This is a genomic window from Sulfuriferula multivorans (genome assembly GCF_003851125.1).
Lineage (GTDB): Bacteria > Pseudomonadota > Gammaproteobacteria > Burkholderiales > Sulfuriferulaceae > Sulfuriferula > Sulfuriferula multivorans.
On sequence record NZ_BGOW01000019.1, the window covers coordinates 1 to 22,460 of the forward strand.

Sequence of the window (22,460 nt, forward strand, 5' to 3'; positions counted from 1 at the left end):
AAGGCCGCGTTAAATCGGTTCACGATCATGTTCGATGAGCGCATGCCGCAGCTTTAAACGATTTCCCGTTTACACAAAATCGCGGATACCCCCGCTATTCTGTGCGCTCGTACATTTTCAGATAAGCCGTTTTCTCCAGCGGCGGCAGTTTCGCCACTGCCAGGATGTCTTCCAGGTGTACTGGCGTACTGACCCCTACCAGCGTAGTGCCTACTCCCGGCGTGGAACGGTTGAATTGTATGGCACGCTGCGCGTCATTCTCAAGCATGGGCATGGCCTGGGTCACAGCATCCATGGCCTGGCTGGCGAGATGCCCCTTGAACAGCGTGTGACTCGCCATAAGATAGACACCGAGCTGATGGGCGGCCTGGATGGTTGAACCGACATTGCCTTGGCCGGTAGTCTGACTGAAACGTGTGAAGCCTTCCTGCATGACCTGGTTGAACGGCATTTGCACTACCTTGAACTGGTGTTTGGCCTGATCATCTTTCCAGATTGCACGCGCGGCTTTTTCAGCGTGGCCCTGCATGGAGGTAATGGACTGGAACAGCGGATTGTCGGTTTCAGCGCGGAAACCATTGAAGGTTGAAATGCCGTAATAACGCAGCTTTTTGTCCTTGACCGCCTGCTCCAGCACCATGAATACTTTTTCCAGCTTGCGGTTGAGCTGATCCTTGCCAATGACCGGAATATGCACTTCAGGCTGGTCGATCAGGAAAGCGTCGAGAGTTTCCACACCCATCAACCGGCGTGACAGTTCCAGCTGGAAACCGATGTATTCCGGGCTGATGCAGTGTGCCTGGGTGAGGTCTTCCACGCGCCCCAGGCCTTTCGCCACGATCTCGCTGTGGAACCAGGCCTGCAGGTCCGGCGGCGGGCCGTCGCGAAAACTCAGGAAGCCACCTTTGGATACCAGAAACATCTGCTCGCGTTTGACCCCCGCCTCCAGCGCTTTTTTCATGCCTGCACCCGCCGCCGCCGGGGAACGCGCATAACGATAATGAGCCCCCGTATCCACCACGTTGATGCCGTTGCTCAGCGCTCGCGCAATGATTTCGGCGTATTGCGCGTCCACCTCGTCGGTCGGTGCACCCGGAAACGTGCCGATACCGATGGAAGACAAGCGCAGGTGGACATTGAGAAAGTCGCTGTAATGACCTTCTGCGCAATCCTTGCCGAAACTGGCTACATATTGTTTGCTGGCCATCATGGTGCAGTGGCCCGGGATAAGAGATGTGGTCATGTATTTTTCAGGTAAGGATGTTGCTGAATCTGTTCGATCAAAGCATGAATTTCCGGGCGCACCGGACGGCTTTCGAGCCGGTCCAGGCGGGAGACGAAAAGCTGCTCGAAGTAGTCCTCGTCTTCGTCCATATCCCATCCCACCGCACGCAGTGCCTGCGCTCCGGCAGCGGGTATGGCTTCGGCCAGATCGCGTCCGGACAGCAGCGCCCACAGCCCGGTCCAGGCGCGCGCCAGCACCAGCGGATGATACCCGCCGCCGCCCGTCACCAGCAAGCGCGGGGTACCGTCGGCGTGGCAGGGGGCGGTTTCCAGAATAGTCCGGGCAGTCTCCAGGAAACATTGTGTGGAAAGCCCTAGCTTGCCCAGCGGATCAGCGAAGATCATGTCGGTGCCCGCCTGCAGCACGATCGCGTCAGGTTTGAATTGGTCCAGCAAAGGTTGCCAAACAGCATCAAATAACAAGCGGTATTCTGCATCATGCGTACTGTGAGGTAGCGGTACGTTCAGGCTGGTATAGCCGGATTCTGGCGTGCCCGCGCCGGCCAGTTGCCCGCCGCTGAAGGGGTAGGCGTAGCCGGTATCCATGTGCAGGGACAAGGTAAACACTTCCGGGTCGTCGAGGAATGCCGCTTCCACCCCATCGCCATGGTGGGCGTCGATATCCACATAGAGTACGCGCCAGCCCTCGCGGCGCAGCCGCAGAATGCCCAGCACCGGATCGTTGAAATAGCAGAATCCCAGTGCCCGATCCGGACGCGCATGATGCATGCCGCCCGCCGGATTGAAACCGATGCGGCCGCGGATGACCTCCTCCGCCGCCTGTATGGAAGCCCCGGTAGCAGTGGCCGGGATGGTGAAAAACTGCTCGAAATAAGGATTTTCCAGCGTACCCAGATTGTGCTGCTTGCGCACCGGATTGCTGACCCGGCCCAGCGCCTCGGCGCGTTTGAAAGCGGAAACATATTCGGGCGTGTGGAACCACTCCAGTTCGAAATCCGCCGCTTTGCGCGCCTGCACGAATTCCGCGCTGGTGAGCGCACCATAGCTATTGATCAGATCATAGGTCAGCGAAACGCGCGGGATCGCCAGCGGGTGATTGCTGCCGTAGGTCTTGCGCCGGTATTTGGCAGCGCCGATGAAGCTGGCTTTACGGGTAGGCAGGGGATTCATTTGCGCAACCGCAGGTAAATTTCCGGCAATTTTTTGGGCAGGTCGTTGATGTGATCCAACACCACGTAATGCCCGGGCCCGAAAATTTGTGGCAGGTACTGGCTGCCGGCAGCATCCAGGGTAATGCAGAACGGATGTACGCCCGCATCCACCGCCTCTTTCACCGCCATGCGCGTGTCCTCGTGCAGATAACGCTCGTCACCGCCGTCGTCGTAGTCCGCCGGGCGCCCATCGGACAGTATCAGCAACAAACGGCGTTGGGACGGCGCACGGTCGAAACCTTTCACTGCGTGGCGGATGGCTGCACCCATGCGCGTGGCAAGCCGTCCGGACAAGCCACCCAGCACGGCGCGCGCATGCGGGGTCAGGCGCTGATCGAAACCCTTGATGCTGTAATAACTGACATTGTCGCGATACTTCGAGGCAAACCCGGCCAGACTATACGGATCGCCCACCTCTTCCATGCTCTCGGCGAACAGCAGCATGCCGGCACGGATGTGATCCACCACGCGTCCGCCGCCTTCGCTGGACTGCATGATCGAGGTGGAGATATCAGCCAGCAGGGTGACCGCTGTATCGCGGTGCTGCATCACTCTCTGCCGGTAGATATTCGCCTTGGGCGACATGCCGGCGCGCTTTTCGGCGATATAGCCAATGGCAGCTTCCAGATCCAGTTCATCGCCGTCGAACTGGCGCCGCAGCGGTGCCATGCGCGCCGGCTTCTGCGTTTGAATGGCGCGCTTCAGGCGCTTCAGTGCCGGTGCATATTGCGTGAGCAACCTGGTCGCCTCGTTGGCATCCAGCTCGGTCAACTCTTTTTCCTGCACCCATGCCCAGTTGCGCTTGTAGCGTCCGTCGCGGTAATCCCATTCGGCGTAGGGTTTGCCCTTCTCGCTGTATTCCGCGCCACGGGCATGACCGGTCACGTGAGCAGGTTGCGGGATGCCGACGCCGACGCGACCGCCCGAGCCAGTCGTCTCCTCGGGTGGAATGTCGAAATCCGGGTCTTCGCCGGCAGCCTGCTTGGGGATTTCCCGTTTTTCCGGGTTGGGCTTGATCTCGGTATTCTTGACCGCGTCATCCTGATCTTCGGTACCGGTGCCGAATTCGGCGTGATCCAGCTCGCGGCGCGGGTAAACCGGACGTGCGGCATTGGGTGAGCGGCCCGGCAGGTAAGCATGTTCGCGCTCGGCCAGCGTCATCGGCGGCAAATTGGTATCCGCATAGAGCAGATTGGCAATGCGGAACGCGTCAACTATCGTGGCCGATTCATTCAGAAGGGGTCGCCATGATTCCATTTCAACCTGTTGCGGCGCATCTGACGCAATCCAGCGCAGCGTTTGCCTGGCCAGTTCAAAATACGCAGCGGCAGCGCCAGCAGGCAGCGTTGCAGCCTCTGCAGCTGCCAGCAATCGCGTGAGATAATTCGGCACGCGCGCATTGATGCGCGTGTCCACGCGCAAATCTTCACACAGGTCGAAAATCAGCTGAAAGCGGATCATGTCCTCGCCGAAGGCAGCAAACAAAGGACGCCAGGTAATGCGCTTGTCTGCATCGAGTGGGGGATGTTCGCGCCCGACCTCATGGAACAGCGCCTCGATATAGCGTCGCTCGAAGGAAAAGAAGACCAAGTGTCCGGCAGCATGCAACAGCGCCAGGATGGCTTCCTCACGGCTGGGCAAGGCAATGGGCAAATACAGCGACGCACCGTCAGTCTCGACGAAGGCACGGCCCTTGTCCGGCGACCAGTTACCGTCCAGCAGATCAAAATTCTCGCCAAACCAGGCATACAGAATCAGTTGTAATAAGCGTTGGTGCTCCGGCGTACGAAAACCGGGCAGATTCTCCAGCAGCATGGCCATGCTTTCTTCCGATTCCAGCTTGAAGAATGCTTCGCCGCGCAGCCGCCCCGCCTGCAATATGTCCGCGCCGCGCTTGGCCCAGGGTTGTACCGCTTCCACGCCGAGCAGATTGCGCACCCGGATTGCGCCGGGAAGATAAGTGGCAAGCGCCAGACGACGCTGGCTGAACAGATCCTCTGCCGGCAACACCAATTCTTCCACGCCGGCGATGCCGTGCGTAGCGGCCAGTTCCACAACTGGGCAACGGAAATAAGCCGCACCCGATTCCAGATGACGCCCGCACCAGGCAATACCCAGTTCTGCCCAGCGTGCTTCGCCTGTACTGCCTAGAATGTGATAAGCAGCGGGCAGTTGGCCCATGAATCCATCCAATGCTTTCCAGGAGCCGCGCCATTGCAGAAACGACAGCGCCTGATTCGTCCACGCCAGCACCTCGCCGCTCGCGTCCAGAACGGCGCGGCTGCCGCGAATGAAAGCCTTGCCGGCATCACGATCGTGCTGAAACAAGGCTTTGCAGGCACGCACCCATTCCAGTGCGATTTCATCGCCTTGACTCTGGATGGCGCCCAGCGCTTCCCTGGTATCGCGGTGTGCCACGAAGCTAATCTGCTCCAGATCAGCCAGCTCCTGCTGGATAGCGGCGAGAATTTCCGGTTGTGTCATCTGCTCAAATCAAACAGCAAAATGCGCCTTGATGATTTCCATCAGTGCCTCGGCCAGTTCCGGGTCGTCCGTCACCGGATTGACCAGCGCGGCTTTGCATGCTTCCACCGGCTCGATGCCGGCAACCATCATGTTGCCGGCGTACACCAGCGCACGCGTAGAGGTTGCCTCTTCCAGTCCGTGGTCTTTCAGAGTACGGGCGCGGCGACCCGTAGCAACCAGTTTTTCGACTTGGGTTGTGTCGAGTTCCGGCACTTCGTTCTGGATGATCTTGCGTTCGATTTCTTCACGCGGATAATCGAAATTGATACCGATAAAACGTTGCTTGGTGGACGGCTTGAGATCTTTCAGTACGGTCTGGTAGCCGGGATTGTAGGAAATCACCAGCATGAAGTCCTCGTGCGCTTCGATTTCCTGGCCTTTCTTTTCCAGCGGCAACTGGCGACGGTGGTCGGTGAGCGGATGGATGATCACCGTGCTGTCGGTGCGCGCCTCGACAATCTCGTCCAGGTAACAGATGGCTCCGGCTTTCACCGCGCGCGTGAGCGGGCCGTCCTGCCACACGGTGGCTTCACCTTCGAGCAAAAAGCGGCCCACCAGATCGGAACTGGTCAGGTCTTCATGACAGGATACGGTCACCAGCGGGCGCTTCAGACGCCATGCCATGTATTCCAGAAAGCGCGTCTTGCCGCAGCCGGTGGGACCTTTCAGCATCACCGGCAGACGTTTTTTGTAAGCGGCCTCGAAAATCTCGACTTCATTTTCCTGCGCTTCGTAATAGGGTGCTCCAGCTTCATCTTCCACCGGCTGCTGAATAATGTCGCGCTCAACCCCGCGCAAACGGTTCAAAAAACCTTTCATGCCATCTCCAGTCGGTCTTCACGCATGCAGCGCGTTTTCATGAATAAATACAGGTGGCGCAGCGTGCGCACGGCCATTTTTTCCGGATTCTGCGGCAAGGCGTCGAGGCGTTCCATGGCTATGCAGTTATGGTAATAAACCAGCTCGCGGCAGTTGTCGCGGATGGTGTTCCAAGATGGATCGCTTTTTACCAGCGCCTTGAATACGTCAAGCAGATCATCCGCTTGATCTGGCAGTGTTTTCTCACCCACATCGGCGATATAAGCGATGATGAGCTGCTTGGTCAGCGCCATCGCATGCTCGACCGTCTCCGGCAGAGGCAATGAGCCGCGTTCGTTGAGGATGCGTTCCAGATCGACGATTTGTCCGTCCACCTGCTCGAATGTTTGTATCAATGCGGTGTGATCCATTTGCTTACTAGACCGGTCAGGAGTTTAAGAATAAAATTAGCGAATTGTGAAATACGCAATACCCGATCATTTTACTCAACTTTAATAGATTATGGAATGCTGATATGAAAAAGCTGGTCAAGCTCGTCAAGGTCAACAACCTGCAGTACAACGCAAACCGCGATCCGGAAGTATACCGTCGCAGCGCCAACGAGAACTTCCGCATCCAGGCATTGGTTGATGGCAGCGGTGCGGTCAAATGCAAACTGCTGGATGTGACCGGCAAGCCGCTGAATGAGCAAACCATCAATGCGCCAGGCACCTACACTCATGAAATTTCATTCGCCACCCCCGGTGTACGCGTGGTGACTTTGTTGGTGGAAGGTAATGGTGAAAAGTTCACGCAAGACTTGCGCCTGGATGTGATGGAACACGCCTGGATCGGTTAAACCTCGATCAGTAAAACTTTCAGGTCAGCGCTACTCCAAACAGCCCGCAAATCGCGGGCTGTTTGTTTATAGGCTAGCGTTTTACCACGACCGGCCGATTATCCAGTTCGTTGCGCTTTCTGCCTTGCGCGGGATAATGCCGTTGTAGCAGATCCCCTACTGCCGCCACCCCCTGCAACGCCGCCGCCTCATATTGGCCCTGCTGCAACAGCGCTTCCATGGCGCGACAAACGGCCTCCCATTCGCCCGCAGCAATATGCCCGTGAATACCCCGGTCGGCGACAATCTCCACATCGTGGTCAGCCAGCAGCAGATATATCAGCACGCCATTATTGTGTTCCGTATCCCACACGCGCAGATCGGAGAAAACATTCAGAGCCCGCTCGCGTGCAGACATGCCTTGCCATAGTTCGCCAATATCCAGCGCGCCTTCCACGGCAAAGCGCAGTTCACCGTAATGGTGCTGCTCGGAGCCATGTATAACGGACTCGATGGCACGCATGGTGTGCGCGGGAAAGGCGAGATGCACGCGCCACGGAAAATGCAGAAGATGTTTGAATACGCGCATCAGGCTCATCTCACCATCTCCCCGACGCGCCGCCGCCACCAAAGCCGCCGCCTCCGCCACCGAACCCACCCGAGCCGCCGCCGAACCCGCCGCCACCGAATCCACCGCCGCCAAAACCGCCGCTGCGCCCCAGGTTGATTCCGGAAAATACCGCAAAGAACACCAGCACACCCGCCAGGGACGCCATCAGCGCCGAGCCCAGCACCAGCCAGCCCAGACCTCCTACAGCCGCCGCAGCCATGCCTGAACCCAGAAAGCGCCCGAATATTGCACGCAGCACCTGGCCAATGAAAGTGGCGCCTATGACAGCGATGAATAGCATACCGAGTGGATCACTGCTGCTGTTTTGGGCTTTGGCTTTGACCGGTGGCAACGGCTCTCCATTTATCAACTTGATGAGCTGATCCACCCCGGCCTGGATTCCGCCTGCGAAATCATCCTGTTTAAAATGCGGCACGATAGTCTCGGCGATGACGCGTTTGGCAATCGCATCCGGAATCACGCCCTCCAGGCCATAACCCACTTCGATGCGCAAAGCATGATCGTTCTTGGCGACCAGCAGAATCACTCCGTCATCCACACTCTTGCGCCCCAGTTTCCACGCCTCGGCCACGCGTATGCCGTATTGTTCGATCGCTTGGGGTGCCGTGCTGGGCACGATCAGCACAGCTAGCTGGCTGCCTTTGCGTTTCTCAAAGTCAGACAATTGCTGCTCCAGGCTGGCTGCCTGAGCTGAAGTAAGCGTATTGGTGAGATCGGTGACATGCGCCTTAAGTGCAGGCACCGCTACCTCAGCCAGCACCGGGCCAGCAGCCCCTATACACAGCAGGGCTGCCAGTATGGCCAAGCAGCGTTTCATATCGAGGCTAATGAGCCGGCGCCGGTGCGGCGGGCGCGCCAAAATCGACTTTGGGCGCTTTGGAAATTTCCTTCTCGTTGTCCACAGTAAAGCTGGGCTTAACCTTGTAGCCCATCACCATGGCAGTGAGATTGCTGGGGAAACGCCGTACGGTGTTGTTGTATTCCTGCACCGCATCGATATAACGTTTACGCGCAACGGTGATGCGATTTTCGGTACCTTCCAGTTGCGCTTGAAGATCACGGAATACACCGTCCGCCTTGAGCTGCGGGTAATTTTCGGCAACCAGCATCAGGCGCCCCAGAGAATTGCTCATGTCGCGTTGTGCGGCCTGGAATTTGGCAAAGGCTGCAGGGTCATTGATCAGCTCAGGCGTGGCTTGAATCTGTCCGACGCGGGCGCGCGCCTCGGTCACTTGCGTGAATACATCTTTTTCGTGAGCCGCATAGCCTTTTACTACATTGACCAGATTGGGCACCAGATCGGCGCGGCGCTGATACTGATTGAGTACTTCAGCCCAGCTGGCCTTGACCTGTTCGTCGGAGGTCTGAAATGTGTTGTAGCCGCAGCCGCTCAGGCTCAGCGTCAGCAACAGCATGAGTGACATCATCCAGTTACGCATTGCGGTTTCTCCCTGATTGAATTCGTTGAACTAGATTGTGGCGGTCTGTTGCTTTAACAAGCCCTGCATCGTTGCAACCGCCAGACACAGGTCTTCCCATGCGCGCGCCTTGTCCGGCAAGTTGCGCAGCAAATACGCCGGATGATACGTCACGATCATCGGAATACCCTGGTACTGATGCAATTTCCCGCGCAGGCTACTGATACTGACGTCAGTAGCCAGTAGCGAGTGTGCAGCGAAACGGCCGAGCGCAACGATGATTTTCGGCTGGATCAATTGAACCTGACGCTCCAGATAAGGCAGGCAAGCGGCAATTTCCTCAGGCTTGGGGTTACGATTCCCAGGCGGCCGCGATTTCAGTATGTTGGCGATGTATACGTTAGCGCCGCGTTTCAGATGGATAGACGCCAGCATGGCATCGAGCAGCTTGCCTGCGGCGCCGACGAAAGGCTCGCCCTGGACATCTTCTTCAGCGCCGGGCGCCTCTCCCACGAACAGCCAGTCGGCATGAACATCCCCTACACCCAGCACGCCCTGAGTACGGGTCAAATGCAAGGGACAGGCAGTACAGTTAGCTACCGCTTGCCTGAGCATTTCCCAGTCCATCTGACTGATGTCCGCAGCGCCGCCGGAAGCTGGCGACGCGTGCGTGGCAACCCCGGCATCCCGCAGCTTCCAGCGTGGCGCAAGCTCCAGTTCATGCAGCACAATGTCACGCATGTTTTTTCATATCCAGCAGCATGATCACGGCATCTTCCCGACCTTGGCGAGCAGGATAATAGGCTTTGCGCATCGCCACATATTCGAATCCCAGCTTATGATAAAGACGGCGTGCCACGGTATTGGAGGGGCGTACTTCCAGGTACATGGTCTCGGCGTGATAATCGCGCGCAACTTCTATCAAATACTGCATGAAAGCCCGGCCCCAGCCCCGGCCCTGCCACTCAAGCCCTATCGTGACATTCAACAAATGGGCTTCCCCCGCTGCCAGCATCAGCACAGCGTAACCCACGATGAACTGATTGTGCTGGCACACCCAGCAACTGTAGCCGGATTGCAGCGAGTCGTGGAAATTGCCGCGCGTCCATGGAAATGGATAAACCACATGCTCCATCGCTATTACCACGTCGATGTCATCGTCCCGCATCGGGCGAAAAGATGGCTGAGTGCGCAGCAATGAGCTCATCGTTCGCAAATTTTCAAAGCGACCTTGTCGCGAATATACAGTGGCGCAGCCAGTTCCGCTGCCATACCCTGCCCTGCCTGGATGTGCGGCGCGGCCAAATGAGCGATCTCGCGCGCGTGCGGATACAGTTCCGGGCGGATATTGACCAGCGCGTCTGCATAACGTGCTTGCAGCACCTCAGCGTATGCTTTAAATCCACTGCCGCACCCACACCAGTCCAAGCCCGCCATTGCGGGCACCTGTTGTGGCGCACATAACTGCGGCTCGGAATCAGTCACCCAGTCACACTCCTCGCGTCGATAAACAGCATGGTAAACCTCGCCCATGCGGGCATCCAGACAGGCGATTACCCGTTCCGCACCACTCGCCTCGGCCAGCGCCAGCAAGGTGCTCACACCCAACACCGGCACATCCGCGCCGAACGCCAGACCCTGCGCCACTGCACAGGCAATCCGCAGTCCGGTGAACGACCCCGGCCCGGCACCAAATGCTATGCCGTCGAGCTGTGCCAGACTCACATCCGCTTCTGCAAGCAGATCCTGACACATGGGTAATAATAATTGAGAGTGGGTTTGCCCGGCGTGTATCTCGCGGTAAGTGAGCGTGCCGTCCAGCCACAGCGCAGCCGTACAGTACTCGGTGGATGTATCAAAAGCCAGAATTCTCATCCGGCAATTATAGCGGAGGCTGGCTAACGAATGGGCAGATAGACTTCGAACAAAATACGCTGCCAGGGATTGCGGCTCGGACTTAAACGGCTGATGCGTGCTTCCAGCCGGTTACCTCGATCCATCAGCCGAGCTACCGCTTCGTTGTCGCGACGCGGGACATAACCCAGTTTGATGCCATGCCATTCCACCCGCACTGCGCGCGAGTCATAGGCATTTTGCGGCTCGCGCACCAGTTCCAGCACATCTCCTTCGTGCATTTCTGCCCACACCTGTTTGCCGCCGTAGTACTGAAAACCAGCCAGCGGCGACGCCTGCAACAGAATATGTTCGGAAACCTCGGCAGCGGCAGGCAGCGATAACATTAACGCAGCTAACACTTTCACCCACTGTGCTGTCCAGCCGGTCCGGATCATGCTGTGCCTAACGAATCGCCATCAGGCAGCGCTATGCGCAGTGAGCCTGACGTCATCGCAAAGTAATTGCAAAGGCGCCGGTTTGTGAATGCCATAACCTTGCGCATAATCCACACCGAGCAGCCTGAGCTTTTCCAGAATGGCATCGTTCTCTACAAATTCTGCTACTGTCTGAATGCCCATTACGTGACCGATGCGGTTGATAGCCTCCACCATGGCATGATCCACTGCATCAGTCACCATGTCCCGGACAAAGGCACCGTCTATTTTGACGCTGTCCACCTGAAGATTCTTGAGATACGCAAAAGAAGACATGCCGCTGCCAAAGTCATCCAGCGAGAAGCGGCAACCCAGGCCTTTAAGAATGCTGATGAAACGCATCGCCCGGCTCAGATTGGCAATTGCCGCAGTTTCCGTCACTTCGAAGCAAATAGCCTCGGCAGGAAGACCGCTGCCATGAAATTGATCAATCACAAATTCGATAAAATGCTCGTCACCGAGAGACTGGCCAGAAATATTGATGGCATAGCAGCGCTGTTCTGTGCTGCCCGGATTGTCCACCAGCCACTTGAACATGGAGCGGATTACCCAGCGGTCAATCAGCGGCATCATCCCATAACGTTCGGCAGCCGGGATGAACGCCATCGGCGACACCAGCCGGCCTGATTCGTCTTTCAGCCGCAACAGGATTTCGCAGTATTGCCTGCCCGATTGATTGGGCTGTACGGCGACGATGCTTTGATAATAGAGACAGAAACGGTTTTCTTCAAAAGCATGGGTAATCCGCGCCACCCATTGCATCTCGCCATGACGCTGGAGCAACTCGGCGTTATCCTTCTGGTGTACCCATATCCGGTTGCGGCCTTTGTCCTTGGCCATATAGCAGGCGGCATCAGCGGAGCTCAGTAGCGAGGCCATGTTCTCCGCACTTGCAGTCACTTCTACCAAACCCATGCTTGCGCCGATCTCGAAAGTTTTACCTTCCCATACGAAACGAAACTCGGCGATTGCCTGACGTAATTTTTCCGCGATCTGCCTACCCTGGTCTATTGGACATTCTTCCAGCAGTACGCCAAATTCATCCCCACCTAGTCTAGCCAGCGTATCGCGTCCCCGGATATGGGTCTGAATAATTGCCGCCAGTTGCCGCAACAACTCGTCACCTGCACCATGCCCGCTGGTATCGTTAACCAGCTTGAACTGATCCAGATCGATGTAGAGCAAAATATGTTGGGTGTCCGTCTGCTTTGCACTATTCAATAGATCCGTCAGACAACGTTCGAATTCGCGTCGATTGGGAAGACCGGTGAGTGAATCATGGCTGGCTTGCCAGGAGATCTGTCGTGCCATGCTGCGAGTAGTAGTCACATCGTGAAATACCGACACGAATCCTATGTTATCGCCGGTGTGATTGCGAATCGGCGTAATGGAAGATTCAATGGCAAACTCCGTGCCGGACTTGCTGATCAACAAAGCATTACGGCTAAGTCCAACCATCCAGCCATCCATCTGGCGGGACGCAATCGAATGATCCAACGGTTGTCTGGATATTTCGTCGATGGTATTGCATATCTCCCGGAAAGGCAGACCGCGCGCCTGATCAGCATGCCAACCGGTGAGTTGTTCCGCTACGGGATTGAGATAATCCACGTTGCCGGCGATATCCGTGGAAATTACTGCATCGCCAATCGAATGCAAGGTGACTTCTGCGCGTTCTTTTTCATGGTAAAGCGCACGTTCGATACGGATCGCCTTACGCACCACCAGCATCATGATACCAACACCCAGCAGGAAGGCGGCAGCCCCCAATATACCGATCGTCCAGACGGACGACCTGTATTCATGCGAAGCCCTATCAACGGCCACATGTGTTGACCGCCGTTGCATTTCGATTAATTCATTGAATAGCCCGAATACATCTTTTTGTGCCGGAATAGCCTGCGTTTGCAGAAGCTCCTGCGCGTCAGTCAGCTTGCCAGCTTGAATCAGCTCGACAACCCTCTCCATGGATTGGGTGGAAATTCTGGTTTTTACTTGTGAAGCCTGCAAGGTCGCACGCTCCACTGGATTGAGCTGCATCTGAAGCAGCTTATCCCGGGTGAGTATAAATTCGCTGGCAAGCTGGCTGAAGTGCTGCACCGCAGCATCCAGTTGAAACGGATCTTTCATCAGCAACATGCTATAGATAGTGACAGCACGTTCCCGTGACAAGGAACGCAGATTCATCACCAGTTCGCTTTTAGCATCGCGTTCCCTGACGATTGACTCCATCTGTTTATTGATTGAGTGCATGCGCGTCAGTCCGATCACCGTAATTGTGACCATGAGCAGCAATACCAGACCAAAGCCGATAACAATTGCGTATTTGGAGTTGTGCGCGAACAGCTTAATCGCTGTTTTCATAGATAAAGCCTTATTTTATTTGATCATGGGCTGTGGGCAGCAAAATAAGATTGAGTCTTACACTTGCCATCACAATCCAGGATTTCATCCTCGCCACTATTACTTATCGGAATTTATGCGGAAACCTTTAATGCTCAAGCCAGGCGCTACGTGCTGACCTGTTAACAACACTTAAATTTTGGTGACGCAAATTGCTTGATGCAAAGTTCCAATCAATTCAGAATACGCACCCATCCTGCTTTAATAGAACCGGACTTTCATCATGAGCGACACAGGCATTCATATTCCCCATCCTGCACATCATGGTCACGAAGCCAATTCCCTGGACCAGTGGGTGGCCATATTCACTGCGATCCTGGCAGCCCTGGGCGCCGTTCTGAGTTATCAGGGAAGTCATTTGATGAATGACGTGCTGCTGCAAAAAAACGAGGCCGTATTGATGAAGGCGCATGCTACCGATCAATGGAATTACTATCAGGCGGTGAGCACAAAAATGCATCTGATGGAGCTTGCTAAAACTTTGGCACCCGCAGACAAAACCAGTGGATTTGAATCCGAGATCACCAAATACAAAGCGCAAAAAACCGGAATCAAGGCCGATGCGGATAAATACGAACAGGCCTCCGCCAAAGCCAATGCGGAAGCTGCACTATTGAGCACACCGCATGAAAAAATGTCGCTGGCACTCATCCTGTTCCAGATTGCCGTTGCGCTGGCATCCGTGACTGCATTGACCAAACGTGCCTGGCTGATGAGCATTGCATCCATCTGCGCAATCATCGGTATTGGTCTGTGGGGTTATGGATTGACGATGCTGTGAACATATCGCCAGATAACCCGCTATATGCCTGGGGCGGATTGAATCGCCTGATGTTTATGTGGATTAATGGAGTTCATAGCCCCTATTGGGATGCGCTAATGCTGACCATGACAGCGCTCGGGGATCACGCCAACTACCCGCTTTATATGGCTCTCGCCTTGCTACTCAGCGCGTGGCGTCCACTTTGGTTGCCAAGAAATAACGTGCTGATATTCGGTGTTGGATATGTGATTACCGGATTGATCGTAATGCAGATCAAACCCTTGCTGGACTTCCCGCGTCCATTACTGGCATTGGGCGAACAATGGGTGCACGTGGTTGGACGGCCTGAATTCCATCACAGCTTTCCCTCCGGACATGCCACCTTTGCAGTGTTGCTGGCGACCAGCCTGGCCTATCAGGCTGCACGACCATTGCGTTGGGGATTGTGGAGTTTTGCCTTGCTGGTTTGCGTATCGCGTCCCGCTTTGGGGGCACACTTCCCCGTAGATGTGTTGGGCGGTGCTTTGATTGCCTGCCTGACTGTCTGCTCGCTGCGCTGGATCCAGAAGCGATGGTTTCCGGCCAAGGCACAAGCCGAAAATACATAGCCAACCCCTATTCTGGAAGCTTGATCCAGGTCTTGCCCTATAGCAGGTTTCAGCTGATTAAATCAAGCTGAAACCTGCCATCAACCAATGGATTCAATTGCCATTTACGCCAGGCGTCGCCACGGGTGCCCAGGTATGTACCACAACGTTAAAAGGGCCACCCATAGGCGGGAAAGGAGCGGCTCTCTTGATTGCCTCCAGTTCCACTTTTTCCAGGTTATCTGATGCGCAACCTGAGATGTTGGTCTGCTTGAGAGTGCCGTCAGCATTAATTGCAACCACTGCACTGCACCAGCCTGTATCCAGGGGAACTGGATGCCCGGCTTTTTTCATAGCCTGCTGCTCTTGCGCGACGCGTATCACTCGAACAGAGTGCGCAACAATGTTGTTGATTTGCTGCACGTAAACCATGAGTTCCCGATTACGCTGCTGAATGATCGCAGATTGCTGCGCTTGGGTAGGGGATGGGGTGCCTGGCGCCTCGTTGACCACAGCACAACCAGCAAGAAGCAGTGGAATCAGAACAAAATAGAGCGGTTTCATTCAACCTCCTTTTAATTGCCGTCTTTCCACTGATTCAGTCAGTAGGATCACACAAACCAAGTTAATGATTTTTAAATTTAACTGGTGCCGGCAAGAGGAGTCGAACCCCTGACCTGATGATTACAAATCAACTGCTCTACCAACTGAGCTATGCCGGCGTAGGCGCGAATTATAGGGGGTATGGCGCCATTGGTAAACGGTAAATTTCTCGATCAGTGTTTGCCTGAACGCCAAATTGAAAATATCACCCAGATGCTGTTTAAAAACGCCAGCAAAAAACCTACGATACCCAGGAATCGCCAACCCGGGACAGTCATGACGATGGATGAGCCGATAATCAGGGCGGCGGTGAGGATGCCCATGGTGATGCGGCTGCTGGCACGATCGAGCTGGTGCCCAAACTGGTCAAGACGTTTCAGGTCGAGGTCAATACGCAGATGCCCGCGGCGTGCCTCGCGCAATAACTTTGCCATATCCCGCGGCAAGCCGGAGACAACCTCCAGGGCTTCTTTAAGATTTTTTCGGCCGCGTTTGATCAGTGCAGCGGGCTGGTAGCGCTCGGCGATGACCCCTCGCACGAAGGGAGTGAGATGATCCACCATATGAAAATGCGGATCAAGCTGCTGACCGAGTCCTTCCAGGGTAATCAATGCCTTGAATAGCAGCGTCAGGTCTGCAGGAAGCACGAGACCATTCTCGCGGATGATAGCGGTGATGTCGGTAAGCAAGGGACCAATTTTTACATCCTTGAGTTGCAGGTTGTCATAGCTGAATACCAACTCCGACACATCGTAACCAAGCTTGGCCTCGTCCACTTCGCCATCACCGGTCCAATCCAGCAATACGGCCAGCATCCCCTCCTCATCCTTGCGCGCCATCGCGTCGAGCAAATTCACAATCTGGTTACGGCGGTATTCGGTGAGCCGCCCCACCATGCCAAAATCGATCATGCCGACACGATTGCCGGGCAAGTAGATAACATTTCCGGGATGCGGATCGGCATGAAAATAACCATGTACCAAAATCATTTTCAACACCGCATCGGCACCGCGCGTGGCCAGCACAGGCAAATCCATTCCCGCAGCACGAACCTCAGCCAGATGCGTGCCATGGATTCCTATCAGCTCCTCCTGCACATTGAGAATTTCACTGGTGTAATCCCAGTATACCCTGGGGATATGTACGGTTTCATCACCTGTAAAATTGGTGCGAAAACGTTCGATATTGTGGGCTTCCATCAGCAGGTCAAGCTCGCGCCGCAATGAACGCCGGAACTGCGCCAGCATCATCACCGGCTGGTAGCGGTGCGCGTCGGGTATCTCTTTTTCAGCCAGACGGGCGATGTGCTGCATGATGCGCAAATCGGCTTCGATCTTTTTTTCGATCCCGGGGCGACGGATCTTGAGGATGACCGGTGTGCCGTCCTGCAATTTTGCCCGATGCACTTGCGCCACTGAAGCAGCAGCAAAAGCGTCGATATCCAGTTCAAGAAAAATCTCGGTGGCAGGAAGACCGAGTGCCGTTTCCAGATGCGGTGCCAGTTCTGCGAATGGTACGGGAGGCACTTTCGATTGCAGCTTTTCGAATTCCGCAATCCAGCTCGGCGGGAAGACATCGACACGCGTGGCAAACAACTGACCGAGTTTGACAAAGGTTGGACCCAGTTCTTCCATAGCCAACCGAATCCGCACTGCGGGTTCCAGCTGGCTGGTTTCAGACGTGCTTTGCCAATGAAGAATACGCCCGGCGCGTTCAAGTGCCGTGCCAATTCCAAGTGCGCGCACCATATCTCCCCAGCCATAGCGGATCATGATGGTGGCGATTTCGTGCAATCTCGGCAAGTCGCGAACGACGCCGATAGTCTCCCAAAGCATAATTATCGTTATTGATCAGTTAAGTTGATTACTTTACCTTGTTGCGCAACGCCTCACCTGCCCCCGTCAACAATCCACTGGCGACTAGAGCCATGCGACTGGCTATCTCGCGGGTGCCCAATTCGGCACTGACCTTACCAGAATGTATGGCAATCCGTACTCCGGTGGTCAGCTGAGTGAGCGCATCCCTCATCTGACCACCAGAGTCCGACCCGCTTGTTTTGAGATGGCTAGCGACCCGGTTCGCTTCCATCACAAGCATCCCCGTACTGGTGCGGGCAGTCTGGCGGATGGCATCAATCAGTAAATGTTCCAGATCGCGCAAGGTTTGAAGCGATTGTTTCAACTCGTCTACGTGGGATTCCCTGCCACTGGTGAGCATTTCTTCAATCATCAGTTGTGTAGATTGGGCAAACTTGATCAAGGCTTGATCCATGCCACTCACCGCGGCACGCAGTGATTGCGCGATATCGCCGCCGCGTTCAGCCAACCCAAGATTAACACCGGCACTGACTGACGCCAATACGGCCTTGATTTCGGCTACATTCAATGTTCTTTGTTCGATCGCCCGCACTGTAATGTCATGTATGCGTGCGCTGATATCCATTCCGTCTGCTCCCGCCTGCCGGGCCTCCTGCTTGATGGTTTCCAGAGTTTCCATAGGGATAGTGTGCTCATCCATGACGCGCTCCTTACGATGGTCTAAATACAATTTGATATTAGCCGTTAATCAATCGGGTTGATTTTTTTCTTTACCTGGGTGGGAAAATTCATTAAATTTCATATCCATGCGCATTATTTTCTTCATATTAGTCAGTTTATCGTTGTCCGCGTTCCATCCGGTATATGCGGATGACACTGACGGCGAGACAGTATCTGCACACACCGCCATAAGTGGCGAGCGCGCTGATTTGCTTTTCTATGCCGTGAGTCTGATAGGCACCGCTTACAAATACGGCGGAAATTCACCGCAAACCGGCATGGATTGCAGTGGTTTCGTGCGTTATGTATTCAGCAATGTGGCCGGCCTGCACTTACCTCGAAGTGCAGACGAAATCAGCAAGACGGGCGAAAGCATAGACGAGCAGGATTTGCGTCCAGGCGACCTGGTATTTTTCCATACCATGAAGCGCGCGTTTTCGCATGTCGGCATTTATCTGGGCGAACATCGCTTCATCCATGCGCCAAGCAGTCGGACCGGCAGCATCATGATTTCTGACATGAAAGAAGAATACTGGTCGCAACGCTTTGAAGGAGCGCGCCGCCTCCTCACTTTTCCACTGACAGGCCATCGCTGATTAATACTGCACGCGGTAATGCATAAGCTCGCGTCCTACTTCACTCGTGTTAGCCAGACCTGGCGTAACCACGTGAACCTGCGCGGCATCAAGTACGGCCTGGGTCTGGGCTTCGCCCTGATATTGAGCCTGATGGTAGGGATTACCCTGCTCGGGTTGACTCAGATGGAGGCGATCAATAACCGCCTGGTGACAATCGTCACCGTCAACGACTACAAAACCGAGCTTGCCAGCATCATGCGCGATGCGTTACTGGATCGCATCATCACCATGCATTCGCTTGTACTCGACTCCGCACCGTTTGAGCAGAATAACGAACTCTACGATTTCCATAATTACGGCGCTCGTTTTTCCCAGGCCTTGCAGGCGATCTCCCTCGCCAAACTCAGCAACGAAGAAAAAGAGATTTTAGTGCACGTCCGCAAGTCGGCAGCCATCGCTCAACCCATTGTGATACACACAGTCGATCTGGCGCTGGATAAAAAAAATGGAACCGCACTAAAACTGCTACAGGACGAGGCTATTCCCGCCCAAAAAGAGCTGGTGAATGAGTTAAAGGCCTTACTTAAACTGCAGCGTGACGCCAATGCAAATGCAGCGGTGGATGCCTCTGACGCTTATAACGAAACCCGTTCGCAAATGATTGTCATGGGTAGCCTGGCGGGGCTGATTGGCGCTTTGATCGCTTTTGTCGCGGTACGCCGCACTACATTCCAAACCAGCGAACTTCAAAAGCAGAAGCTCAAGTATCAGACCCTGTTCGAAACCAACTCCGATGCCATTGTGATTATGGACGAGAAAGGCTTCACCGACTGTAATCCGGCCGCACTGAAAATGTTTGGCATTGATTCAGTACAGGATTTCATCGCGCGTCGCCCCTATCAATTAGGCGCGCCCATTCAGACGGATGGGCGCACCGCCGCACAATTCTCCAGCGATTGTGTAGCGCGCGCGCGTGCGGAAGGCTATTGTTTCCTGGAATGGCAGGGCCTGCGGGATGACGGTAGCGAATTTCCCGCGGAAATCGCATTGCATGCGATGACGCTGGATGACAAGCGTGTGATACAGGCCATCATGCGGGATATCACCGAACGAAAACTGGCCGAGAAAAACCTCAAGGAAGCGCACGATGCGGCAGTGGAAGCCGCACGCCTCAAAGCCGAGTTTGTTGCCAATGTCAGTCACGAAATCCGCACGCCGATGAACGGCGTTATCGGAATGGCCAATCTCATGCTCAAAACCACTTTGAGTCCGCAACAGCGGGAATATGCTCAAGCCATATACAGCTCGGGAAAAAGCCTGCTGACGATCATCAACGACATTCTGGATTTCTCCAAAATCGACGCCGGTAAACTCAACCTCGAATCGATCGACTTCAATCTACACGAAACCGTCCTGGAAATAGCGAGCCTCTTCGTGAATAGAGCCGAAGAAATGGGACTGGGTTTTAATTGCAGCTTCAATCCGGATGTCCCCGAACAAGTGCGCGGTGACCCCAACAGGTTGCGCCAGATACTCTCCAATCTGGTGGACAATGCGCTTAAATTTACCCATGCTGGAGCTGTATATATTACAGTCGCCCTGGCACCTGACCATGTATCCGATTCAACTTGCTGGATCCTGTTTACGGTAGAAGACAGTGGTATCGGCATTTCAGCCGAAACACAGAGCCGCCTGTTCCACTCATTCTCCCAGGCAGATGGTTCTACCACGCGCAAATACGGTGGTACCGGCCTCGGACTGGCGATTTGCAAACAATTGGCGGAAATGATGGGTGGCCACATCAGCGTAGACAGCGTCTCAGGACGCGGCAGCTCATTTCACTTGACCCTGCCATTGATCCGTTCCGAATCTACAGCTTTAGCCACTCACGCGCCTTTACCATCCCCTCCAGACCACACCAAATTCATGGGAAAACGAATACTGGTGGCAGAGGACAATATCGTTAACCAGAAAGTCATACTGCACTTATTACGCCACCTGGGCGCGCAAGTGGACATCGCAGCGAATGGCCACGAAGCAGTCGCACTTGCGCAAACCGGAGTCTATGACCTGACCCTGATGGATTGCCAGATGCCGGAAATGGACGGCTACCAGGCAACCTCACTTATTCGCAATAGTGTTCCCAATGCCGGACCCATCATTGCCATGACAGCCAATGCCATGCAGGGCGCGCGGGAACAATGCCTGGCAGCGGGGATGAATGATTACCTAAGCAAGCCGGTTCAGGAAGAAGATCTGGTCAATATGTTGTCACGCTGGCTTAAACATGCACCCATCCAGCAAGCCCGCGTTAGCCAGACTGAAACTGTCGAAAACAGCAACCCGATTGACATGCCGGCTCTGGAAAAAAATTGCCGACAGGACGCAGCCCTGGTCTCGGAACTGCTTAATCTGTATTGCTCCAGCACTGCGGCGCTACTCATTGAATTAGGTAGCGGGATACAGGCGCAATCAGTCACATGTGCTCGTGCCGCACACGAGATCAAGGGCGCATCCGCTTATATTGCGGCTACCGAAGTGCAGCATCTGGCCGACATGATCGAACAGACCATCAAGGCAGAAAGTTGGGACGAAGCGGGTAATATGTTTGATGACCTGGAGGCGGCTTTTATCAGAGTGCAACTATTTGTCGGCAACCGTGAAGCAGCAAATCAGTAAGCGATGGATTTCCAGTCATCATCCATTACCCGGCAGATGTATGCTGCGGCGCCAGCTATCCCAGTACATTCTGGAATCAATAATTCAGACGTAATGGCATAGGCCTCCAGCGCGCCACCGCAAGCAAAAAACTTCACTCCCAACTGCGCCGCATCCTGCATGAAACCATATACTGATTTTGCCTTATTGTCGGAAGGATGGATTCCATCCGCAATGCCCCGCACCAGCAGCCGGGTAGCACTGCTGGCGAAATATATTTCGACCTCGGCATCCATTGCAGCCGCTGCGGCCGCCTGGAAAAAAGGGGTTCCGCATAAGTGCGGCTGGTCAGGACTGATGGTCAACAGCATCATTACTAGCTTGTCGGACACAATTATTACTCCGGAAAGACAGGCGCAGAAGCTTACCTGCCTGTTCGTCACCCGTCAAAACCGCATTGACTCTCGCAAACGGCATTGGTTAGCATGAGAATACGGCAGAACTGGCAATATTCTTCAGCATGACAGCGTTGCAATGGGTATTCTCTCAACAGAACAGAAATCATTCACCCTGAAACAACTTACGGTTTATAAAAAGCAAAAATGGGCGCCCACTTGAAACAATGGATAGAACGGCTAAACGCGCATCATCGACTGGCTATAGCCGGCCTGACAGGTATCGCCGTGTTTTTTATGCTTCCCATAGCATTGCTCGACACTCGCGCCATTGCCAGTTGGGACGCAGCTTCGGGGATATATCTGTCATTGGCATGGACCACCATAGCCGGCGCCGATGCAGAAGCCACCCGCATCAGCACCCGCAACAGGCAAAGTAGCCTGACGATATTGCTCATCGTGCTGGGTGCGGCCTGCATCAGTGTTGCCGCGCTCGCATTCATGTACAAAAGCGGCCACGGTTTGCCGGTATGGAAAAAAATGCTGCACGTCGCGCTTTCGTTTCTGGCGTTGGGATTTGCCTGGCTGCTGATACACACCCGTTTCGCCTTCCACTATGCACATCGCTACTACATTGGCGGCAGGGGCGCACGCGCTGCACATACCGGAGGACTGAATTTTCCCGGCGATCGTGACCCTGATTATCTCGATTTCGCTTATTTTTCCTTCGTCATCGGCATGACTTCACAAGTGTCCGACGTGGCCGTGACTTCGCGTGTCATGCGCCGAATCACGCTGGCACACGGTCTGCTTTCATTTGGCTTCAATGTTGCCGTGCTGGCATTGAGTGTGAATATTTTCGCCAGCCTGATTTGATGGATTACGCGCGTTTGGCAATACCCTGTAATGGCTGATGGGAAACATTCAATAAGCGGAACT

23 protein-coding genes and 1 tRNA gene are annotated in these 22,460 nt (G+C 54.8%); 6 read left to right on the forward strand and 18 right to left on the reverse strand.

What is annotated here, in order from left to right; translation table 11 throughout:
* Nucleotides 1–94: 94 nt before the first annotated feature.
* The 5 genes from EI185_RS10890 to EI185_RS10910 are packed head-to-tail and all read right to left on the reverse strand — an operon-like array spanning nucleotide 95 to nucleotide 6,211.
* Nucleotides 95–1,243 (reverse strand): aldo/keto reductase, encoded by a 1,149-nt coding sequence (locus EI185_RS10890; protein WP_124705186.1) that lies wholly within the window; start codon nucleotides 1,241–1,243, stop codon nucleotides 95–97.
* The gene (locus EI185_RS10895) at nucleotides 1,240–2,415 is read right to left on the reverse strand and encodes an acetoin utilization protein AcuC (protein WP_124705187.1); all 1,176 of its coding nucleotides are present in this window, start codon (nucleotides 2,413–2,415) and stop codon (nucleotides 1,240–1,242) included. The genes EI185_RS10890 and EI185_RS10895 overlap by 4 nt, the downstream gene beginning before the upstream one ends.
* Nucleotides 2,412–4,940: a nitric oxide reductase activation protein NorD gene (locus EI185_RS10900; protein ID WP_124705188.1), complete on the reverse strand. Its 2,529-nt coding sequence runs from the start codon at nucleotides 4,938–4,940 to the stop codon at nucleotides 2,412–2,414. Before EI185_RS10900 ends, EI185_RS10895 begins: the two co-directional genes overlap by 4 nt.
* A gap of 9 nt (nucleotides 4,941–4,949) precedes the next feature.
* Nucleotides 4,950–5,801, reverse strand: coding sequence for a CbbQ/NirQ/NorQ/GpvN family protein (locus EI185_RS10905; protein ID WP_124705189.1), 852 nt, complete (start codon nucleotides 5,799–5,801; stop codon nucleotides 4,950–4,952).
* Nucleotides 5,798–6,211, reverse strand: coding sequence for a hypothetical protein (locus EI185_RS10910; protein ID WP_124705190.1), 414 nt, complete (start codon nucleotides 6,209–6,211; stop codon nucleotides 5,798–5,800). The genes EI185_RS10905 and EI185_RS10910 overlap by 4 nt, the downstream gene beginning before the upstream one ends.
* A 104-nt stretch (nucleotides 6,212–6,315) precedes the next feature.
* On the opposite strand from EI185_RS10910, the gene EI185_RS10915 reads away from it, so the two are divergent.
* Entirely contained in the window at nucleotides 6,316–6,639 is a 324-nt protein-coding gene (locus tag EI185_RS10915; RefSeq protein WP_124705191.1) for a hypothetical protein, read from the forward strand.
* A gap of 73 nt (nucleotides 6,640–6,712) precedes the next feature.
* On the opposite strand, the gene EI185_RS10920 is transcribed toward EI185_RS10915, so the two are convergent.
* The 8 genes from EI185_RS10920 to EI185_RS10955 all read right to left on the reverse strand — a co-directional run bounded on the left by EI185_RS10920 (nucleotide 6,713) and on the right by EI185_RS10955 (nucleotide 13,361).
* Nucleotides 6,713–7,216: a TPM domain-containing protein gene (locus EI185_RS10920; protein ID WP_124705220.1), complete on the reverse strand. Its 504-nt coding sequence runs from the start codon at nucleotides 7,214–7,216 to the stop codon at nucleotides 6,713–6,715.
* A 1-nt stretch (nucleotide 7,217) separates the two neighbouring features.
* Nucleotides 7,218–8,066: a TPM domain-containing protein gene (locus tag EI185_RS10925; protein ID WP_124705192.1), complete on the reverse strand. Its 849-nt coding sequence runs from the start codon at nucleotides 8,064–8,066 to the stop codon at nucleotides 7,218–7,220.
* 7 nt (nucleotides 8,067–8,073) lie between these two features.
* The gene (locus EI185_RS10930) at nucleotides 8,074–8,688 is read right to left on the reverse strand and encodes a LemA family protein (RefSeq protein ID WP_124705193.1); all 615 of its coding nucleotides are present in this window, start codon (nucleotides 8,686–8,688) and stop codon (nucleotides 8,074–8,076) included.
* 30 nt (nucleotides 8,689–8,718) lie between these two features.
* Nucleotides 8,719–9,408 (reverse strand): uracil-DNA glycosylase, encoded by a 690-nt coding sequence (locus EI185_RS10935; RefSeq protein WP_124705194.1) that lies wholly within the window; start codon nucleotides 9,406–9,408, stop codon nucleotides 8,719–8,721.
* Complete coding sequence (rimI, locus tag EI185_RS10940; RefSeq protein WP_124705195.1) at nucleotides 9,401–9,874, reverse strand: ribosomal protein S18-alanine N-acetyltransferase; 474 nt, start codon at nucleotides 9,872–9,874, stop codon at nucleotides 9,401–9,403. The genes EI185_RS10935 and rimI overlap by 8 nt, the downstream gene beginning before the upstream one ends.
* Nucleotides 9,871–10,542 carry a tRNA (adenosine(37)-N6)-threonylcarbamoyltransferase complex dimerization subunit type 1 TsaB gene (tsaB, locus tag EI185_RS10945; protein ID WP_124705196.1) on the reverse strand — a complete coding sequence of 224 codons (672 nt, stop codon included), beginning with the start codon at nucleotides 10,540–10,542 and terminating at the stop codon, nucleotides 9,871–9,873. Before tsaB ends, rimI begins: the two co-directional genes overlap by 4 nt.
* 23 nt (nucleotides 10,543–10,565) lie before the next feature.
* On the reverse strand, nucleotides 10,566–10,907 hold the full coding sequence (locus EI185_RS10950) for an HIRAN domain-containing protein (RefSeq protein ID WP_223247792.1): 342 nt from the start codon (nucleotides 10,905–10,907) through the stop codon (nucleotides 10,566–10,568).
* Nucleotides 10,908–10,979: 72 nt separating this feature from the next.
* Nucleotides 10,980–13,361: an EAL domain-containing protein gene (locus EI185_RS10955; protein WP_124705198.1), complete on the reverse strand. Its 2,382-nt coding sequence runs from the start codon at nucleotides 13,359–13,361 to the stop codon at nucleotides 10,980–10,982.
* Nucleotides 13,362–13,623: 262 nt separating this feature from the next.
* On the opposite strand from EI185_RS10955, the gene EI185_RS10960 reads away from it, so the two are divergent.
* Both EI185_RS10960 and EI185_RS10965 read left to right on the forward strand, forming a co-directional pair.
* Nucleotides 13,624–14,181 carry a DUF4337 domain-containing protein gene (locus EI185_RS10960; protein ID WP_124705199.1) on the forward strand — a complete coding sequence of 186 codons (558 nt, stop codon included), beginning with the start codon at nucleotides 13,624–13,626 and terminating at the stop codon, nucleotides 14,179–14,181.
* A gap of 98 nt (nucleotides 14,182–14,279) precedes the next feature.
* Nucleotides 14,280–14,771 carry a phosphatase PAP2 family protein gene (locus EI185_RS10965; protein ID WP_189836375.1) on the forward strand — a complete coding sequence of 164 codons (492 nt, stop codon included), beginning with the start codon at nucleotides 14,280–14,282 and terminating at the stop codon, nucleotides 14,769–14,771.
* A 93-nt stretch (nucleotides 14,772–14,864) separates the two neighbouring features.
* Here the strand turns inward: EI185_RS10965 and EI185_RS10970 are convergent, their stop codons facing one another.
* The 4 genes from EI185_RS10970 to EI185_RS10985 all read right to left on the reverse strand — a co-directional run bounded on the left by EI185_RS10970 (nucleotide 14,865) and on the right by EI185_RS10985 (nucleotide 17,870).
* The gene (locus tag EI185_RS10970; protein WP_124705201.1) at nucleotides 14,865–15,314 is read right to left on the reverse strand and encodes a hypothetical protein; all 450 of its coding nucleotides are present in this window, start codon (nucleotides 15,312–15,314) and stop codon (nucleotides 14,865–14,867) included.
* Between the two features lie 82 nt (nucleotides 15,315–15,396).
* Nucleotides 15,397–15,472, reverse strand: a tRNA-Thr gene (locus EI185_RS10975).
* A gap of 54 nt (nucleotides 15,473–15,526) precedes the next feature.
* On the reverse strand, nucleotides 15,527–17,188 hold the full coding sequence (locus EI185_RS10980) for an ABC1 kinase family protein (RefSeq protein WP_124705202.1): 1,662 nt from the start codon (nucleotides 17,186–17,188) through the stop codon (nucleotides 15,527–15,529).
* Between the two features lie 28 nt (nucleotides 17,189–17,216).
* Nucleotides 17,217–17,870, reverse strand: a complete 654-nt coding sequence (locus EI185_RS10985) for a DUF6781 family protein (RefSeq protein WP_124705203.1) — start codon at nucleotides 17,868–17,870, stop codon at nucleotides 17,217–17,219.
* A gap of 106 nt (nucleotides 17,871–17,976) precedes the next feature.
* Here EI185_RS10985 and EI185_RS10990 point away from each other — a divergent pair, with 106 nt between their 5' ends.
* Nucleotides 17,977–18,486 (forward strand): C40 family peptidase, encoded by a 510-nt coding sequence (locus tag EI185_RS10990; RefSeq protein ID WP_124705204.1) that lies wholly within the window; start codon nucleotides 17,977–17,979, stop codon nucleotides 18,484–18,486.
* Nucleotides 18,487–18,504: 18 nt separating this feature from the next.
* A complete protein-coding gene (locus EI185_RS10995; protein ID WP_124705205.1) occupies nucleotides 18,505–21,147 on the forward strand; it encodes an ATP-binding protein in 2,643 nt (880 codons plus the stop codon).
* Here the strand turns inward: EI185_RS10995 and EI185_RS11000 are convergent.
* Nucleotides 21,141–21,518 carry a DsrE family protein gene (locus EI185_RS11000; protein ID WP_124705206.1) on the reverse strand — a complete coding sequence of 126 codons (378 nt, stop codon included), beginning with the start codon at nucleotides 21,516–21,518 and terminating at the stop codon, nucleotides 21,141–21,143. The two genes, EI185_RS10995 and EI185_RS11000, sit on opposite strands and share 7 nt — an antisense overlap.
* A gap of 222 nt (nucleotides 21,519–21,740) precedes the next feature.
* Between EI185_RS11000 and EI185_RS11005 the strand changes: the two genes are divergently transcribed.
* Nucleotides 21,741–22,397: a DUF1345 domain-containing protein gene (locus tag EI185_RS11005; protein WP_223247793.1), complete on the forward strand. Its 657-nt coding sequence runs from the start codon at nucleotides 21,741–21,743 to the stop codon at nucleotides 22,395–22,397.
* Nucleotides 22,398–22,460 lie beyond the last annotated feature (63 nt).

What these genes read in the sequence shown, in the direction of transcription:
- EI185_RS10890 (WP_124705186.1), bottom strand. Translation starts at nt 1,243, where the DNA reads ATGACCACATCTCTTATCCCGGGCCACTGCACCATGATGGCCAGCAAA.
- EI185_RS10895 (WP_124705187.1), bottom strand. Translation starts at nt 2,415, where the DNA reads ATGAATCCCCTGCCTACCCGTAAAGCCAGCTTCATCGGCGCTGCCAAA.
- EI185_RS10900 (WP_124705188.1), bottom strand. Translation starts at nt 4,940, where the DNA reads ATGACACAACCGGAAATTCTCGCCGCTATCCAGCAGGAGCTGGCTGAT.
- EI185_RS10905 (WP_124705189.1), bottom strand. Translation starts at nt 5,801, where the DNA reads ATGAAAGGTTTTTTGAACCGTTTGCGCGGGGTTGAGCGCGACATTATT.
- EI185_RS10910 (WP_124705190.1), bottom strand. Translation starts at nt 6,211, where the DNA reads ATGGATCACACCGCATTGATACAAACATTCGAGCAGGTGGACGGACAA.
- EI185_RS10915 (WP_124705191.1), top strand. Translation starts at nt 6,316, where the DNA reads ATGAAAAAGCTGGTCAAGCTCGTCAAGGTCAACAACCTGCAGTACAAC.
- EI185_RS10920 (WP_124705220.1), bottom strand. Translation starts at nt 7,216, where the DNA reads ATGAGCCTGATGCGCGTATTCAAACATCTTCTGCATTTTCCGTGGCGC.
- EI185_RS10925 (WP_124705192.1), bottom strand. Translation starts at nt 8,066, where the DNA reads ATGAAACGCTGCTTGGCCATACTGGCAGCCCTGCTGTGTATAGGGGCT.
- EI185_RS10930 (WP_124705193.1), bottom strand. Translation starts at nt 8,688, where the DNA reads ATGCGTAACTGGATGATGTCACTCATGCTGTTGCTGACGCTGAGCCTG.
- EI185_RS10935 (WP_124705194.1), bottom strand. Translation starts at nt 9,408, where the DNA reads ATGCGTGACATTGTGCTGCATGAACTGGAGCTTGCGCCACGCTGGAAG.
- rimI (WP_124705195.1), bottom strand. Translation starts at nt 9,874, where the DNA reads ATGAGCTCATTGCTGCGCACTCAGCCATCTTTTCGCCCGATGCGGGAC.
- tsaB (WP_124705196.1), bottom strand. Translation starts at nt 10,542, where the DNA reads ATGAGAATTCTGGCTTTTGATACATCCACCGAGTACTGTACGGCTGCG.
- EI185_RS10950 (WP_223247792.1), bottom strand. Translation starts at nt 10,907, where the DNA reads ATGTTATCGCTGCCTGCCGCTGCCGAGGTTTCCGAACATATTCTGTTG.
- EI185_RS10955 (WP_124705198.1), bottom strand. Translation starts at nt 13,361, where the DNA reads ATGAAAACAGCGATTAAGCTGTTCGCGCACAACTCCAAATACGCAATT.
- EI185_RS10960 (WP_124705199.1), top strand. Translation starts at nt 13,624, where the DNA reads ATGAGCGACACAGGCATTCATATTCCCCATCCTGCACATCATGGTCAC.
- EI185_RS10965 (WP_189836375.1), top strand. Translation starts at nt 14,280, where the DNA reads ATGCTGACCATGACAGCGCTCGGGGATCACGCCAACTACCCGCTTTAT.
- EI185_RS10970 (WP_124705201.1), bottom strand. Translation starts at nt 15,314, where the DNA reads ATGAAACCGCTCTATTTTGTTCTGATTCCACTGCTTCTTGCTGGTTGT.
- EI185_RS10980 (WP_124705202.1), bottom strand. Translation starts at nt 17,188, where the DNA reads ATGCTTTGGGAGACTATCGGCGTCGTTCGCGACTTGCCGAGATTGCAC.
- EI185_RS10985 (WP_124705203.1), bottom strand. Translation starts at nt 17,870, where the DNA reads ATGGATGAGCACACTATCCCTATGGAAACTCTGGAAACCATCAAGCAG.
- EI185_RS10990 (WP_124705204.1), top strand. Translation starts at nt 17,977, where the DNA reads ATGCGCATTATTTTCTTCATATTAGTCAGTTTATCGTTGTCCGCGTTC.
- EI185_RS10995 (WP_124705205.1), top strand. Translation starts at nt 18,505, where the DNA reads ATGCATAAGCTCGCGTCCTACTTCACTCGTGTTAGCCAGACCTGGCGT.